This is a genomic window from Rhizobium sp. Leaf371, assembly GCF_001424045.1.
Taxonomy (GTDB): Bacteria; Pseudomonadota; Alphaproteobacteria; order Rhizobiales; family Rhizobiaceae; genus Ferranicluibacter.
In genome coordinates this window covers 172,487-188,768 of sequence record NZ_LMQB01000001.1, presented here as the reverse complement: position 1 = coordinate 188,768, position 16,282 = coordinate 172,487, and the positions used below count along the sequence as shown (strand labels likewise).

Below are 16,282 nucleotides of genomic sequence, written 5' to 3'. Positions count from 1 at the left end.
GCTTGCCCAGCACGAAGAGCCGTGCCGATGACGCGCCGCATCGAAAATGCCCGCATTCTGATGTACAGCCACGATACGTTCGGTCTCGGCCATCTGCGCCGATGCCGGGCGATCGCCCATGCCCTGGTGGAGGATTACCGCGGCCTGCAGGTGCTGATCATTTCGGGCGCGACCATCGCCGGCGCCTATGATTACCGCGCCCGCGTCGATTTCGTGAAGATCCCGAGCGTGATCAAGTTGCGCAACGGCGAATATACCTCGATGGACCGGCACATCGATCTGAACGAGACGCTGAAGATGCGCCGTTCGATCATCCGGCACACGGCCGAGACCTTCAAGCCCGACATCTTCATCGTCGACAAGGAGCCGATGGGCCTTCGCGGCGAGGTGGAGGACACGCTCTCCTACCTCAAGCACCAGGGCACGGCCCTGGTGCTCGGCCTGCGCGAGGTCATGGACGCGCCGCATCTCCTGGAAGCCGAATGGAAGCGCAACGACGTGATGCGCAAGATCGGACAGTTCTACGACACCGTCTGGGTCTACGGCCCGCCCGATTTCTACGATCCGCTCGTCGGTCTCGACGTGCCGGCGTCGGTGCGCGCGCGCATGAATTTCGTCGGTTTTCTCCAGCGCAGCGTTTCGCTCGATGTCAGCTCCGAACACAAGCCGAAGGGCGAGTACATCCTGATCACCACCGGCGGCGGCGGCGATGGATCGGACCTCGTCCATGATGTCGTGGACGCCTACCGGGCCGACCCGACATTGACGCATCCTTCCTTCGTGGTGCTCGGCCCCTACATGCCGGCAAAGCAGCGCCACAAGCTGCTCTCCAAATGCGCGCTGACGCCGCATCTGCAGGTGATCGAATTCGACAACCGCATGGAGGAACTGATCGCCAATGCGAGCGGCGTCGTCGCCATGGGCGGCTACAACACCTATTGCGAGATCCTCTCCTTCGACAAGCCGGCCCTGATCGTTCCGCGCGTCGTGCCGCGCGAGGAACAGCTGATCCGCGCCCGCCGCGCCAGCGAACTCGGTCTGGTCGATATGCTGCTGCCGCAGGAGGCCGCCGACCCCAAGCGGCTCGCCGCCGCGCTGCATGCCTTGCCGCACCGCGCTCCGCCCTCCCATCACGCCGCCAATATGCATCTGGATGGGCTGAGCAATATCTCCCGGATCGTCGGCGACATGCTCGATGGGCGGGACCGCGACCATCTGAGCGTCGTGAAAGCCTGAAACGTCATGCAAAGCCGCAAGATCGTCGTCATCCTGAAGGGCTATCCACGCCTGTCGGAAACCTTCATCGCCCAGGAACTGCTCGGCCTCGAACAGGCGGGGCTCGAATTGTCGCTGATCTCGATGCGCCACCCCACCGACAAGAAGCGCCATCCCGTGCACGACGAGATCCGCGCGCCGGTGCTCTATCTGCCGGAATATCTCCATCACGAACCGTTGCGCGTGCTGCGCGGGCTTTGGGCCGCCACCCGGCGCGCGGGCTTCCGCAAGGCCTTTACAGCGTTCAGACGCGACCTTGCCCGCGACGTCTCGCGCAACAGGGTCCGCCGCTTCGGCCAGGCCGCCGTGCTTGCCGCGGAATGGCCGGAGGGCGGTGCCTGGCTGCATGCCCATTTCATCCACACGCCGGCTTCCGTCGCCGCTTATGCGAGCCTCCTGACCGATATTCCCTGGACATGCTCGGCCCATGCCAAGGACATCTGGACCTCGCCCGACTGGGAGCTGACCGACAAGCTCGCCTCCAACCGCTGGACCGTGACCTGCACCGAAACCGGCTTCCAGCATCTCCGCACGCTCGCGACCAACAAGACAAGCGTGCATCTGAGCTATCACGGCCTCGACCTTGCCCGGTTTTCGCCCTTCGATGCGGAGCGCCCTCTGCGTGACGGCAGCGACCCTGCCGATCCCGTGATCATTCTCAGCGTCGGCCGGGCCGTGGAAAAGAAGGGCTACGACCTCCTGTTGACGGCGCTCGCGCGCCTGCCCGCAAATCTCGCCTGGCGCTTCGTGCATATCGGCGGCGGCACGCTGGCCAAGTCGCTGAAGGGCATGGCGACCGATCTCGGCATCGCCGACCGCATCGACTGGCTGGGCGCGATGGCGCAGGAAGACGTGCTCGCCCGCTATCGGGCCTCTGACATCTTTGCGCTTGCCTGCCGCATCGGCGCCGACGGCGACCGGGACGGCCTGCCGAACGTGATCGTCGAGGCGTCGAGCCAGAAGCTCGTCTGCGTCTCCACCACGATTTCCGGCGTGCCCGAACTCCTGTCGAACGGTGAAACCGGCCTGCTCGTGCCGCCCGAAGACCCCCAGGCGATTGCAGAAGCCCTGGAGCGCGCCATCCGCGATCCTGCGCTGCGCAAAACCCTGGGAGACGCCGCCGAACGGCGCGTCCGGCGCGATTTCGACTACCACACCAGCATCACCCAGCTACGCAATCTCTTTGAAACCGAATGGCGGACCGCACCATGACCGATCCGGAACCAAAACGCGTTCTCTTCTACGTCCAGCACCTGCTCGGCATCGGCCACCTCACCCGGGCGAGCCGGATCGCCAATGCGCTCGCGGTGCGGGGCTTCGACGTGACGGTCGTGACCGGCGGCAAGCCCGTCTCCGGCTTTCCCGGCCCGGCCGTCCGCCACATCGCGCTGCCGCCCGTCGTCTCCAGCGACGAGGGTTTTTCCGCGCTGCAGGACATGGACGGCAACCCGGTGGACGACGCGTTTCGCGACATGCGCCGCGATCGCCTGCTCGCCATCCTCCACGAAACCCGACCGCACGCCATCCTCACCGAGGCCTTTCCATTCGGCCGGCGGCAGATGCGCTTCGAGCTCCTGCCCTTCCTCGACGCCGCCCGCGCCATGCCGGAGCCGCCGAAGATTTTCGCCTCGGTCCGCGATATCCTGCAGAAGCGCCCCAAGCCGGAGCGCGACCGGGAAACGGTCGACTACATCGACCGCTACTTCGACCGCATCCTCATCCATGGCGATCCGACCTTCGCTCGCCTCGAGGAGACCTTTCCGCATGCCGACGAAATCGCCGACAAGGTGGTCTATACCGGCCTCGTCGCCCCGCCGCAGCCGGAGCCGCCCGCAGACAGGTTCGAGGTCGTCGTTTCCGCGGGCGGCGGGGCGGTCGGCCGGCACGTGCTGCACGCGGTCGTCGGGGCAACCGCCATCATCCGCCCGGAAAAGCCCTGGGCGCTGATCACGGGCCCGAACCTCGCCCAGGCCGATCATGATGCGATCGCCGCCGGTGTGGTCGGCAACGTCAAGGTCTTCCGGTTCAGACCGGACTTTGCCAGCCTCCTGTCCGTCGCCCGTCTCTCGGTGTCGCAGGCCGGCTACAACACCGTCTGCGACATCCTGCGGGCGCGCTGCCGGGCGATCGTCGTGCCCTTCACCACGGGTGGCGAAACGGAACAGGCGGCCCGCGCCGAACGGCTGGAACGCCTCGGCCTCGTCTCGACGCTCGGGGATGCCGACCTCTCGGCCGAGCGGATGGCCGCCGCAATCCGCGCCGGTCTCGATGCCCCGGCCTTCCCCGAAGGAGAGCTGTCGATCGACCTGGAAGGCGCCGACCGGACGGCGGATATCCTGCGCGACACGCTGTAGGACGGGCGGCCGCGCAAGCGTCGGGGGAGACGCCGAGAACAACGCGTTTGCGGGTGGTTTTCCGGCTATGAGTGCTATAGATTCCGTCTGAACGGAGGAGACAGACGAGCACCTGGTCCCCCGCGTCGTCTCCGCTTCGTCTCGATGGCAGCCCTTCATGGATATCCGCCTTACCCGTTACATCTGGACCCACACGCGCAAGCAGCAAATGTGGATCCTCATGATCGTCGCCATCTCGATGATCCCGTATTTCCTGTCGTTCGACCTGCCCAAGCAGATCGTCAACGGCCCGATCCAGGGAAAGGGTTTCGAGCAGCCCGGCGCCACCCAGCGGTTCTTCGACGTCTCCTTCTCGCTGCCCTGGATCGGGGATGTCACCCTGTTCGACGGCCTCGACCTGACGCGGATGGAAACGCTCTACGCGCTGAGCGTGATCTTCCTCCTGCTCGTCATCGTCAACGGCCTCTTCAAGCTCTACATCAACACCTATAAGGGCCGGCTCGGCGAACGCCTGCTGCGCCGCATCCGCTTCGAACTCGTCGATCGCATCCTTCGCTTCCCCCCCACCCAGTTCAAGCGGATGAAGGGGGCGGAAGTCTCCTCTATGGTCAAGGACGAGGTGGAGCCGCTTGGCGGGTTCACCGGCGACGCCTTCGTCTCGCCGGCTCTGCTCGGCGGACAGGCGCTGACCGCCCTCGCCTTCATCTTCATGCAGAACATGTGGCTCGGCTTCATCGCCGCCTTCATGGTCGGCATCCAGGCGACGATCATCCCGCGCATGCGCCGCCGCCTTCTCGTGCTCGGCCGCGAGCGCCAGATCACGGCGCGCGAACTTGCCGGCCGCGTGAGCGAAATCGTGGACGGCATCGGCACCATCCACGCCTACGACACCTCGAACTACGAGCGCGCCGACGTGGCCGCGCGGCTGGGGCGGATCTACAAGATCCGTTACGATCTCTACCAGTGGAAGTTCATGGTGAAGTTCATCAACAACTTCCTCGCACAGCTGACGCCCTTCCTGTTCTACTGCATCGGCGGCTATCTCGCTCTGCGCGGCCAGCTCGACATCGGCCAGCTCGTCGCCGTCATCAGCGCCTACAAGGACCTGCCGGGCCCGCTGAAGGAGCTGATCGACTGGGATCAGCTGCGCCAGGACGTGCAGGTGAAATATGTCCAGGTGGTCGAGCAGTTCACGGTCGATCCGCTGATCGATCCGAAGATCCAGGCCGTCTCCACGATCGGTGCGGCCGGTGCGGCAGGTGCGGTTGCGGTCGGTGCCGGCATGGCGGCTGCGGGCATGGCCCGTTCAAGTGCTGACAATGGCGAGCCCTGCAAGAAGACGGGCTCGCTGGCCGCATCCGGTCTCACGCTGGCCGACGACAGCGGCGCGCGACTACTCGAGCATGTGTCGGTCGAGATCAAGCCGGGCGAGAAGGTGGCCATCATCGGCGGGGCGGCCAGCGGCGGCGACGTTCTGGCCGAGGCTTTCGGCCGCCTGATCTGGCCGGAGGGCGGCAAGGTCACGCTCGGCGGCGAAGATCTGCTGCACATGCCGGAATCGGTCGTCGGCCGCAGCATCACCTACGCCTCGTCGGACACTTTCTTCTTCTACGGCTCGCTGCGCGACAACCTGCTCTATGGCCTGAAACATGCGCCGCTGGCCGCCGCGACCTATGAAGGCAGTCTCGCGGCCCACCGCAAATGGGAAGTGACGGAAGCCAAGCTCGCCGGAAATCCCGACTACGACGTCAATGGCGACTGGATCGACTATGTCGCCGCCGGCGCGACGCATGCCGAGGACCTGTTCCCCTCGATCCTCGCCGTGCTCGACACGGTGCAATTGTCGAAGGACATTCTCGACCTCGCTCTGCGCACCAATATCGATCCCGCCGACCGGCCGGAATTTGCGGCCAGCATCGTGGAAATGCGCCAGGCCCTGCGCGAGGAACTCGAAGAAGCCGGCCTCAACGGGCTGATCGCCTATTTCGAGCCCGGCGAATACAATATGGAAGCGACCGTCGGCGAAAACCTGCTGTTCGGCACGGCGACCGCCCCGAGCGTTGCCGGCCGCGCCATCGCCAAGAACCCCTACTTCCGCAAGGTCGTCTCGGAAACCGGGATCGACAGCGTGCTGTTCGACATGGGCTACCAGATTGCCGAGAACGCGGTCGAGCTTTTCGCTGACCTGCCGCCGGATCATCCCTTCTTCCAGCAGCTGACCTTCATGACGGCGGACGATATTCCGGCCTACCAGCTTCTGCTGCAGAAATATGCCGGCAAGGGCCTGGAGACCGCCAACGAGGACGACCGCTACCAGATCATCCGGCTGAGCTTCAACTACGTCGAGCCCCGCCACCGTTTCGGTCTCCTGACCGACGACCTGATGGCGCAGATCGTCGAGGTTCGCCGCCAGTTCCACGCGAACATGCCGGAAGACCTCACCCACGACATCGAGCGCTACGATCCGGAGAAGTACCTCGCCTCGGCCAGCCTGATGGACAACGTGCTGTTCGGCCGTATCAGCCACAAGCACACAGACGGTTCCAAGCGCATCCGCGCCATTGTCTCCTCGCTCCTGAACTCGCAGGGCCTGATCGAGCAGGTGCTGGATATCGGTCTCGACTTCAATCTGGGCGCCGGCGGCAAGCGGCTGACCGCTGTCCAGCGGCAGAAGCTCAATCTGGCCCGCGCCATCATCCGCCGCTCGGACTATTATGTCTTCAACAGGCCCCTTCCCAGCCTCGATCACCGGCTGCAGGACGAAATCGTCCGCGACGTGATGAAGCTTCTGACCCGCAACGGCGCCAACCCCGCCGTGATCTGGGTCCTGTCGAACAACGGCCTGACGAAACTGTTCGAGCGCGTTCTGGTATTTGATCGCGGCGCGCTGGTCGAGGATGACACGCACGCCAATCTGTTCAACAATGACGGCGTCTTTAAACAGTTGGTAACCTCGTGATACCTACGGGGACCGGAAGATTGGCAGGCACCAGACGACGGGCGGGCAGTGCTGCCGCACCCGGAACGTTCAGGGCATGTACCGCCGAATATGGGAGTTGACGAGCTGATGTTGCTGAAGGACGAAGTGCAGATGCTGCGGCGGGTGCCGCTCTTTTCCGGCGTCGAAGCGGGCAAGCTGAAGCTGCTGGCCTTCACCTCGGATCGGGTGAGCTATGGCGTCGGCGAAACGCTCTTCCACCAGGGCGATGCCGGCGATGCAGCCTATGTCGTGCTCGACGGCAAGGCAGAGATCCTGGTCGACTCGGCAACCGGCCCGATCCGCGTGGCCGAAGTCGAGCGCAACTCGATCGTCGGTGAAATCGCCATCCTCTGCGACGTGTCGAGAACGGCAACCGTGAAGACGACGACGACCGTCGAGGCCCTGCGCATCCGCAAGGACCATTTCATCAAGCTGCTCACCGACTTTCCGGAAATCACCATCGAGATCATGCGGGTGCTGGCCGACCGGCTGAGCCACACGACGAGCGAGCTGACCGAAGCCCGCAGCCGCGTTCGGGAACTCGAATAGGCCCCGGATCGCAACAACGGGTCTTACATCTCGGTGATCTCGCCGCTCAAAAGGTCGATCCGGAAATCGATCGCGGGCAGTCCGCTGCGGTAGGCCTCGAACATCGACAGCATCGCGGCGATGCCGCTCTGGGCGGAGCCGTCCGGCCAGGCCTGCGCCAGATAGAGCGCTGAGAGCCGGTCATAGAAGCGCATGCGCTGCGGGCTGATGGCAATCGCTCCGAGATCGCTTCCCATACGCAGGCGGTACCAGTCGCCGAGGAAGGCGATGGCCGACAAGGATTCGGGGCCGTTCATCTCCCGAGATCGCGACGGTCCGGACGCTACGGCAAGCATCGCGACGGCGACGTCCATCGGCACCACGGGCCGGACGGCCAGCCGCGCGAGATCGCCGAGCGTGGCGGCCCGCAACAGCGCCGCGAGCGCTGCCGGCCACTCGCGCTTCAGGTGTCTCCGCCAGGCGAGATGCCCGATATGCGCCGAGAGAAACGCTCCATAGCGCGTCGCCTCTGCCATGCCGCCGGTCTGGACATTGGTCCGCCGCACTTCCGCGGCGTAGAGCGCCCCGATCGCGGCATCCATCGGCATATCCCCCAGCGAAACCGTCTCGATCTCGGCCGCACCGGCGCGCAGCGTCAGGATCTTGTAGGCCGGCGGGAAACCGGCAAGCGAGGGCACGGCCACGTTGACGAACGCCCGTTCGCCGCGCCGCATCCGCGCCGTGTCGTTGACATGGAGATGGCCGCTGAAATGCAGCGATATCCCCGCCTCGATGAATGCCTCTCCGACAGCATCGTCCGGAATGCGGCCGGACGTCGCCGTCGGCCCCAGAAGCGCGATCTCGGCGGCCCGCGTTCCATCCAGCGGATCGAGCGCGGGATAGTGGGAGAACGCGACGAGACGCTTGCCGCGCCGCGCCGCCCGCGCGCCGACGTCCTTCATCCAGGAAATCACATGGCGTTTGTGCACCAGCATCGCATTCCATCCGGCCGATGTGCTGTCGACCCAGTCGTCCGATCCGTCGAGGGGCACGAAAACATTCGCGTCGATCATCAGCAGCCACAGGCCTTCGACAGGCTCGACCAGATAGGATGCCTCCATCAGCGGCCGGCATGTTTCCCCGCTGTCCGAGACCGCGATGAACATCCGCTCATCGATTTCGCCCCGCGGCCCGAACGGCGTTTCCCAGTGGAGATAGCCGTTCTGCGGAAAATAGCCGTGCTCTTTCAGCGGTATCAGCCCGTCGGGATAGCCGGGGCAGAACATGGAAGGCGACACGGTGACCGGGAGGTCGCGCGGAATGGCGGCCGGCAAGGGATCGTGCACGGCGGTGACCGGATGGCTCGTCACCACGGCGCTCGATCCGTCGGCGTCCAGAAACCGTTTCGTCCGGTGCCGACCGGCATCGCCGAAGATGTCGTGGTTTCCGGGCAAGGCGAAGAAGGCGATGCCGTGCCGCGTGCCGTAGTCCTCGAGGATGGCCGCAACCGCTGCCGTCGTCGCGATCTGGCCGTCATCGGTGTAGTCGCCGAGGAGAACCACATGCCGGATGCCGCGGGCGGCGACATCGTCGAGCGCGGTGCGGAAGGCCTGGAGGCTCTCGTTGAACACCCGGGTCGATCGGGCCGCCTCCGCCAGGGGCCGCACGGACAGGCCCCCGGTCTGCGCAGCGCCGGGAAAACCGAAATCGGCGGCGGGATCGTGGACATGGGCGTCTGCGATCACGGCGATCGGCGAAAAAACCTCAAAAGGCATGGCAACGGCAACGGTTTCGAAATCGGGATCGGATAGCGTGACCCTGTCTCTGGCACGGGACGCGAGAAAAAGCGAATGCCTGTCTCGCTTCATGTGGACAGTTTGGATAACATGTCAAAAATACGGCCGGACACAGAAGCCGGCAGGGTCGATCCTGACCCGCGCAAGAGAGAGGGACAGTCGCGGCACGCCATGTGATGGTGGCAGGTCGAAACTGGAAGCAAACTGTGAACGATCATGTGTTTCGCGTACGTTTCTGGGGCGTTCGAGGAAGCCTGCCGGTATCGGGGGCCGAATTCCAGCGCTATGGCGGTCGGACCGTCTGCATCGAGATGCAATGCGGAAACGAACGCCTGATCTTCGACGCAGGGTCCGGACTGATGCCGGCCGGCATGGCCCTGAAGGCCGAAGGCGTGTCCGCGTTCAACCTGTTCTTCACCCACTGCCATTATGACCACATCATCGGCCTGCCGTTCTTCCCGCCCCTCTACGATCATTCGGCCGACGTCACGATCTGGTCCGGCCATCTCGCCGGGCGCATGTCGACGCGCCAGATGATCGGCGAGTTCATGCGGCCGCCCTGGTTCCCGGTCGAGCCCGATATCTGCCGCGCCGCGCTCGACGCGCGGGATTTCCGATCGGGCGATCGCCTCGCCCCGGTGTCCGGCATCGAGATCCGCACCGGCAGCCTCAACCATCCGGGCGGCGCCGTCGGCTACCGCGTCGAATGGGGTGGACGGGCCTGCGCGCTCATCACCGATACGGAACACCATCCCGGCGTGCTCGATCCCGCCGTTCTCGAACTGATCGAAGGCTGCGACCTTTTCATCTACGACGCCATGTATGACGATGCCGAGATGGAACGGCATGTCGGCTATGGCCATTCCTCGTGGGAACAGGGCATCCGTCTGGCCAAGGCGGCCGGCGCCAAGCGCGTCGCCTTCATGCATCACGCCCCCTTCCGCACGGACGATGCCCTCGATGCGGTGGGGAAGAAGGCAAAGATCCTCTTCCCCGGTGCCTTCCCGGCCTATGACGGCCAAGTCATCGATCTCTGATCGACGGCGGGACGGCGGCAGAGCCCTTATCCCTGAACCTCTCCGACGCAGACCCGGTTGCGTCCCGTGCGCTTGGCTTCGTAAAGCCCGGCATCGGCGATATGGATCGCCTGTTCCAAGAGGGGTTCCTCGTCCCGGAAGAGCGCAACACCGATGCTCGCGGTCACCGGGATGGTCTCGCTGCCCACCTCGAAGGGCGTTGCCTCGATCACCCGACAGAGCAGTTCGGCAAGTCGCACCGCATCCTCCAGAGAGGCGTCGTGAAGCACGGCGACGAATTCCTCTCCGCCCCAGCGGGCGAGCACATCCTGCTGTCGTTTGAGGTGGTTCTGCAGTCGCTCGGCAAATTGTTTCAGGACGATATCCCCGGACGCATGGCCGTAGCGGTCGTTGATCGACTTGAAGTGATCGATATCCGCGATCAGGACGGCCATCGGCCGCTGCTGGCGGCGCCCGGCACCGATGATCGCAAGCGTCCGCTCCTCCAATCCGCGACGATTGGCAAGACCCGTGAGGGGATCCGTCGTCGCCGTCACCCGCATATGCCGCTGCGCCTCCTCGAGCGTCATCGCCACGAGGCCGACATAGATAAGGACGCTGAAGGTCTGGTCGATGAACACCGAAACGAAGACATAGTCGCTGCTCGGACCGATCCCTCCATAGCCGAGAACTTCCCCGACGACGAGCAAAACCGCCGTTGCCCCAAGCGTCACGGCATAGACGGCAAGCGCCGAGCCGATCAGGATCTGCGACGGAAGACGCGTCTGCCGACGACGTTTGAGGAAACTCCAGGAGGCCGTCGCCAGCGTGTAGACCAGCACGATCATGGTCAGCGCCAGCACGTAGCGCGTCGACAAGCCCGCGGTCGACGTGCTCCAGTGGACGAGCGCCGGCACGATCGACGTCACCAGAAAGCTGAAAGGGTCGAGAGGGACGCCGAAAAACGACTTTGCCCCCGTCCGCACCGAAACGATGCTGATCGTGACGATGAAATAGATGAGCGCGCCGTTCTCCGGACTGAAGTTCGGGTAATTGGCATCCTGATAGGTCAGCCAGAGACCCGCAGCCGAACAGATGATGCTGAGCGTCCAGAAACGATACGCAGTCACCGCGCCGGGCCGGAAACTGTAGAGAATAAAAATAATCAGAAAACCCGCTCGTGCCAAAACGCCCGAGACCAGCAGGGTCTGCACCTCAACCATCGATACTCCCCTGACGGGGAACGACCCCCCAGAATCTACATATAAAAACACGCTATATTACGCATACAAAAATAAGTTTAATAGCATAGGAGCATGCTGCTCAATCGGTTATTTGAGAGCCAGTGACGGGGTTGTCGATGACGAGAGAGCGAAACGATCCGATTCCTATGGCGTCCGGCAGGAACGTCCGGTTGCCGGCCTGTGCGACAGGCAATCGCTTTCGTCGGATGGCGTCCGTGCCTGCCTTGCTCGCATTGGCTTTGCTCGCATCGACTGCACCGGCGCTCGCGCAAGAGCCCGAAAGCGGCGGGTCACCGCCCTCGTCCGGGCTCGGCGCCGGCGATCTCCTCATTCGCGCCCGTATCACCGGCGTGCTGCCCTACGACCTGCGATCACGGATCGACCTGATCGGCGGCGCGGTGCAGGTGGATCGCATGGTGCTGCCGGATGTCGATGTCAGCTATTTCCTCACCGATCACATCGCTGTCACGGGTCAGACGGGCGTGCTGAAGACGCGCTTCCGGATCAAGGGCAGCCTTGTCGGCGATATCGATGTGGGCTCCATCTTGACGATCCCGCTCGCCCTGTCGGCCGACTATCACTTCCTGCCGGACGCGCGCTTCAATCCCTATCTCGGCGTCGGCGCCGTGGCGACCTGGTACACGGGCGCAAAACCCGCAAGCCCGCTGGTGAAAAGCTTCAGCGTCGAGCGCCAGATCTCTCCCATGGTGCGTATCGGCATGGATGTCCGGATGACGGAGAAGTGGTTCGCCAACACGGAAATGCGTCTCGTCCTGCCCCCGACGCAGGTGCTGACCAATTCCGGCGTGACGGCCCGCACGGACGTGAAGAGCCTTTCGCTCGGCGTCGGCGTCAGCTACCGGTTCTGACACCCTCGACCAGTTCGGAAAGTGACACCCACCGGCAGGCGGGATGCGGTTCCGTGCCTGCGAAGAGATCGCCGAGAAAGCCCCAGACCGCCGCGTCGTGAACGAGATGATGCGTCAGGAGCCCGACGCTTCCCCCCGTCTCGAGGCACGTAGTCAGACGCGCCACGATCTCGCGCCGAAGATCCCCCCGGTCGCGACAGCCGCGCGTGCCGTGCCAATCCATCACGTCCACATGTGTGTTGATCATCGGCAATGCGCCGGGTTTCTCCGGACCGTAGACCGACAGGGCCCGGAATCCGAGATCGGGCAGGCGCGCCGCGAGCATCATGTCGACCCGGTTCCACGGCGGCACCAGCACCGGCAGAAACCGTTCCCGATGCAGGGTTGAGAGCTTGGCAAAGCCCGCCGAAAGCTCGTCGAGAACCACATCGGCCGGACGGTCGGCGCCGAGTTCCGCCCGCTTCGCTCGCTCGGCCGCATGATTGGCATGGCGCCAGCCATGCACCGTCACGTGGACCCGCGGCGAACGCGCGAGCCGCCCGGCAAGAGCCTCGCCTGTCGGCTCGGGAATAACCGCGAGCGCCAGCGGCACGCCATGGTTTTCGGTCAAGGACAGAAGGCGATCGAGCGCGGGCGTCGGCTCGATCGCATCGTCGTCGCGCAGCCAGAAGCGGGCGACACGACCGGCCGCCTGAAAACGGTCGAGGACGGCGATGATATCGTCCAAATCGCTCGTGCTCTGGGCCTCGCTCATAAGGACGCTCCGCTCTTCACCGGCACATGACGATCGAGAATGTCGGCGAGCCGGACTGCGGCCGGTTGAAGCGCGCGCTCCCTCCCCGCAAACAGCCGGGCCTCCGCCCCCATTGCCTGTCGTCGCGTCTCATCCGCCAGAAAAGCGGCGATCGCCCCGGCATAGGCCTCGACGTCGCCCGCCGGCGTCAGCACACCGGTCCGCCCGTGCTCCACCACTTCGGGAACGCCAGCGATGGCCTGCGCCACCACGGGCAGGCCGGCGGCCTGCGCCTCCAGATAGGCAAGCCCATAGGCTTCGCCGCAGCCGGGCCAGACATAGAGCGAGGAGGTCGACAGCAAGGCGGCCATCTCCTCCGCACTGCGCTCGCCGGCCCAGACGACCCGACCGGGCCCGAGCGGCGCGAACAGGGCCTCGACCTCGCCCCGCGCCTTGCCGTCCCCGACAATTGTCAGCGTGAACGGCAGATGCAGCAGCCGCGAGAGCGCCGCCGCCAGCATCCGGTAACTGTCCATCTTGTCGCCCGGACGCATCATCGCCACGGTCACCAGCCGGCCGGGATGCGGTGCCGGCTCGTTCGCCAGGAAGAGCGTGGGGTCGATAAACGGCGGCAGGCGCTCGACACGGGCGTCCGGTGCCCCTTCGAGAATGCCGATCCTGTCGCGTTCCGTCATCGAGATATTGACGGACGCCGCCGTCAGCGTGTCCAGAAGCGCGGCCTGCGCCGCGGCCCAGCCCTGTCCGTCCCGCCGCGCCGAATAGGAGGCCTCGGCCGTGACATAGCCGATGCCATGGGCATGCGCGAGCGGCGGCCCGAGGAGGTCCGGCGCCTTGTAATAGGGGTGGTAGCAGAACCAGCAGTCGGGCACGCCCTCCGTCCGCCAGTCGGCTTCGATGCGCTCCCGCTCCGCATCCGCCGCAACCCGGAGATCATCGATATCCTGAGGACTGCGCAGGAAGCTGCGCAACTCGGAAACGAGGCTCACCTGATGCCCGGCGCGCGCCAGCGCCTCCATCATTAGCCGCGACATCAGCCGGTCGCCGGACGGGGTCGGGTGCCGGGGAGACTTGAGGGGAGCGTAGAATGCGATCTTCATGCGCCCTGATCTACACCATCGCCGCCCCCGCTTTCAAATGCTTCTGCCGGAAGAGAGACCAGGGTGAACCGGCGATAAAGTATTCTTGAACGCCGCGCGATGAGCAATCCGTAACCAAGGCTCTACATGCTTTCCATCGTCAACGCGTCGTCCGACGCCGTCATCACGACAGGAACATCCATGAAAACGCGTGCTTGCCTCCTTGCCGGAACCGTCCTGACAGCCCTCCTCGGCGCGAGCCCCCTGATGGCGCAATCGACGGGCGACACATCGCCGATCGACCAGGTCGAGGGCCAGCCGCCGGCCACCGGCGAGACGAAGGCCGCCGGAAAACCCGTCGAGACGGAAGAAGCGAACGCCCCCGACCAGAAGCCCGCCTTCGAGAACCAGACGCGTGCGCCGCAGCCGGACAAGATGCCCACGGTGACGCATCAGGCGGTCGCCGAAGGTCTGCCGCAGCTCTGGTCGATGGAATTCCTGCCGGACGGCCGCATGCTGGTGGCCGCGAAGAAAGGCTCCATGCACATCGTCGGCGCGGACGGCAAGCCGAGCAACGCATTGAAGGGCGTTCCCGCCGTGATCTCCGATGGGCAGGCCGGCCTGCTGGACGTCGCCGTCGCACCGGATTTCGCCACCTCGAACCGCATCTTCTTCTCGTTCTCCGAGCCCAGGGCCGACGGAAACGGCACATCGGTCGCCTCCGCCCGGCTGGTCGCGGACGACACGGGCGGTGCAGCCCTCGAAGAGGTCGCCGTCATCTTTCGCCAGACGCCCAGCTACGACAACACCAAGCATTACGGCTCTCGCCTCGTCTTCGGCAGCAATGGCGAACTCTACGTCACGGTCGGCGAGCGTTCCGACCGCGAGACCCGCGTCTTTGCGCAGGACCTGAAGAGCGGCTTCGGCAAGGTCTTCCGCATCGACACCGCGGGCAAGGCGCTCGCCGACAATCCCTTTGCCGGGAAAGGCGATGCGAAGCCGGAAATCTGGAGCTATGGGCACCGCAACCTGCAATCGGCGGCCCTCGACGCCAAGGGCCGGCTCTGGACCGTCGAACATGGCCCGAAGGGCGGCGACGAGCTGAACATGCCGCAGGCCGGACGCAACTACGGCTGGCCGGTCATCACCTATGGCGTCGATTACAGCGGCTCGCCCATCGGCGACGGCATCACCGCCAAGGACGGCATGGAGCAGCCGGTCTACTACTGGGACCCGGTCGTCGGCCCGTCCGGCATGCTGTTCTACAGCGGATCGGAGTTTCCGGAATGGGAAGGTGCTGCCGTCATCGGCGGCCTCGTTTCTACCGGCCTCGTCGTTCTCCACCTGGAGGGCGACAAGGTCAGCCACGAGGAGCGCGTGCCGCTCGACGCCCGCATCCGCGACGTTAAGATCGGCCCCGACGGGGCGATTTATGCGGTGACCGAAAACCCGAAAGAGGGAACCTCGGCCATCCTGAAGGTGACGCGGGAGGGCTGATCGGCCGAGCCCATCGGCAACCTTTTGATCGGTGGCGGGTTGATCGGTGGCGGGTCGATGATCCGCCATCCCATCCAAGGACGAGACCCCGCCATGGCCCGCAACAGCTTCTGGAAAGGCTATCTCCGTCTCTCCCTCGTCACCGCGTCGGTCTCGCTGACGCCCGCGACGACGGAAAGCGAGAAGGTGCGCTTCCACGTTCTCAACCGCGCCACCAAGAACCGGGTCGAAAGTCGGTATATCGACAGCGTGACGCACAAGAAGGTCGCCGAGAAGGACCAGGTGAAGGGTTTTCCGAAGGGCGAGGACGAGTATGTGCTGCTCGAGGACGACGAGATCGAGGGCGTCGGGCTGGAGAGCACGCGCACGATCGACATTTCCACCTTCGTGCCGCGCGATGCGATCGACTGGATCTGGTACGACAAGCCGCATTTCCTTGTGCCCGAGGACAAGGTCGGGGCTGAAGCCTTCTGTGTCATCCGCGAGGCGATGAGCCGCAAAAACGTCGTCGGCATCGCCCGGCTTGTCCTCTACCGCCGCGAGCGAGCCGTCCTGCTCGTGCCGAACGGCAAGGGCATTGTGCTGTGGACCCTGCATTATGGCGAGGAGGTTCGCGAGGCGATGGCCGAGCTCGACATGAAGGCGAAGGGCGACAAGGCGGAACAGGCGGCGATCGCAAAGCGGGTCGAGAAGGACAAGGGCGCCTGGAGCCCGACGCTGGTCCAGGACCCCGTCCAGAAGAAGATCAAGGCCTTCATCAAGAGCCGTCAGAAGAAGGACGGCAAGCCGGCGACGAAGGCACGCGCGCCCGTCAAATCCTCCGGCAACGTCATCAACATCATGGACGCCCTGAAGAAGAGCCTGCAGCAGGAAAAGAGCGGCTAAGCCGCCCT

Annotated in this window: 13 protein-coding genes; 9 read left to right on the top strand and 4 right to left on the bottom strand. The window is 64.8% G+C overall.

All coding sequences use genetic code 11. The features are described from left to right. The first annotated feature begins 27 nt into the window (after positions 1-27). The 5 genes from ASG39_RS00775 to ASG39_RS00755 all read left to right on the top strand — a co-directional run bounded on the left by ASG39_RS00775 (position 28) and on the right by ASG39_RS00755 (position 7,158). Positions 28-1,236, top strand: coding sequence for a glycosyltransferase family protein (locus ASG39_RS00775; protein WP_062591899.1), 1,209 nt, complete (start codon positions 28-30; stop codon positions 1,234-1,236). Between the two features lie 6 nt (positions 1,237-1,242). After that, positions 1,243-2,487, top strand: a complete 1,245-nt coding sequence (locus ASG39_RS00770) for a glycosyltransferase family 4 protein (protein ID WP_062591897.1) — start codon at positions 1,243-1,245, stop codon at positions 2,485-2,487. Continuing rightward, complete coding sequence (locus ASG39_RS00765) at positions 2,484-3,629, top strand: glycosyltransferase (RefSeq protein WP_062593266.1); 1,146 nt, start codon at positions 2,484-2,486, stop codon at positions 3,627-3,629. Before ASG39_RS00770 ends, ASG39_RS00765 begins: the two co-directional genes overlap by 4 nt. Positions 3,630-3,786: 157 nt before the next feature. Beyond that, positions 3,787-6,588: an ABC transporter transmembrane domain-containing protein gene (locus ASG39_RS00760; protein ID WP_062591896.1), complete on the top strand. Its 2,802-nt coding sequence runs from the start codon at positions 3,787-3,789 to the stop codon at positions 6,586-6,588. 108 nt (positions 6,589-6,696) lie between these two features. Continuing rightward, a complete protein-coding gene (locus tag ASG39_RS00755; protein ID WP_062476632.1) occupies positions 6,697-7,158 on the top strand; it encodes a Crp/Fnr family transcriptional regulator in 462 nt (153 codons plus the stop codon). A gap of 23 nt (positions 7,159-7,181) precedes the next feature. On the opposite strand, the gene ASG39_RS00750 is transcribed toward ASG39_RS00755, so the two are convergent. Next, positions 7,182-8,912: a metallophosphoesterase gene (locus tag ASG39_RS00750; RefSeq protein WP_162242394.1), complete on the bottom strand. Its 1,731-nt coding sequence runs from the start codon at positions 8,910-8,912 to the stop codon at positions 7,182-7,184. A gap of 227 nt (positions 8,913-9,139) precedes the next feature. On the opposite strand from ASG39_RS00750, the gene ASG39_RS00745 reads away from it, so the two are divergent. Beyond that, positions 9,140-9,970: an MBL fold metallo-hydrolase gene (locus ASG39_RS00745; RefSeq protein WP_062591892.1), complete on the top strand. Its 831-nt coding sequence runs from the start codon at positions 9,140-9,142 to the stop codon at positions 9,968-9,970. Positions 9,971-9,996: 26 nt separating this feature from the next. On the opposite strand, the gene ASG39_RS00740 is transcribed toward ASG39_RS00745, so the two are convergent. Further along, complete coding sequence (locus tag ASG39_RS00740) at positions 9,997-11,172, bottom strand: GGDEF domain-containing protein (RefSeq protein WP_062591890.1); 1,176 nt, start codon at positions 11,170-11,172, stop codon at positions 9,997-9,999. Positions 11,173-11,408: 236 nt separating this feature from the next. Here ASG39_RS00740 and ASG39_RS00735 point away from each other — a divergent pair, with 236 nt between their 5' ends. Next, entirely contained in the window at positions 11,409-12,062 is a 654-nt protein-coding gene (locus ASG39_RS00735; protein ID WP_162242393.1) for an OmpW family outer membrane protein, read from the top strand. Here ASG39_RS00735 and ASG39_RS00730 read toward each other — a convergent pair. Beyond that, positions 12,046-12,816 (bottom strand): polysaccharide deacetylase family protein, encoded by a 771-nt coding sequence (locus ASG39_RS00730; RefSeq protein ID WP_062591886.1) that lies wholly within the window; start codon positions 12,814-12,816, stop codon positions 12,046-12,048. The two genes, ASG39_RS00735 and ASG39_RS00730, sit on opposite strands and share 17 nt — an antisense overlap. Continuing rightward, on the bottom strand, positions 12,813-13,913 hold the full coding sequence (locus tag ASG39_RS00725; protein ID WP_062591884.1) for a glycosyltransferase family 4 protein: 1,101 nt from the start codon (positions 13,911-13,913) through the stop codon (positions 12,813-12,815). The genes ASG39_RS00730 and ASG39_RS00725 overlap by 4 nt, the downstream gene beginning before the upstream one ends. A 180-nt stretch (positions 13,914-14,093) precedes the next feature. On the opposite strand from ASG39_RS00725, the gene ASG39_RS00720 reads away from it, so the two are divergent. Continuing rightward, positions 14,094-15,389 (top strand): PQQ-dependent sugar dehydrogenase, encoded by a 1,296-nt coding sequence (locus ASG39_RS00720; RefSeq protein WP_062593264.1) that lies wholly within the window; start codon positions 14,094-14,096, stop codon positions 15,387-15,389. A 93-nt stretch (positions 15,390-15,482) separates the two neighbouring features. Further along, a complete protein-coding gene (locus ASG39_RS00715; protein ID WP_062591882.1) occupies positions 15,483-16,274 on the top strand; it encodes a Ku protein in 792 nt (263 codons plus the stop codon). Positions 16,275-16,282: the final 8 nt, after the last annotated feature.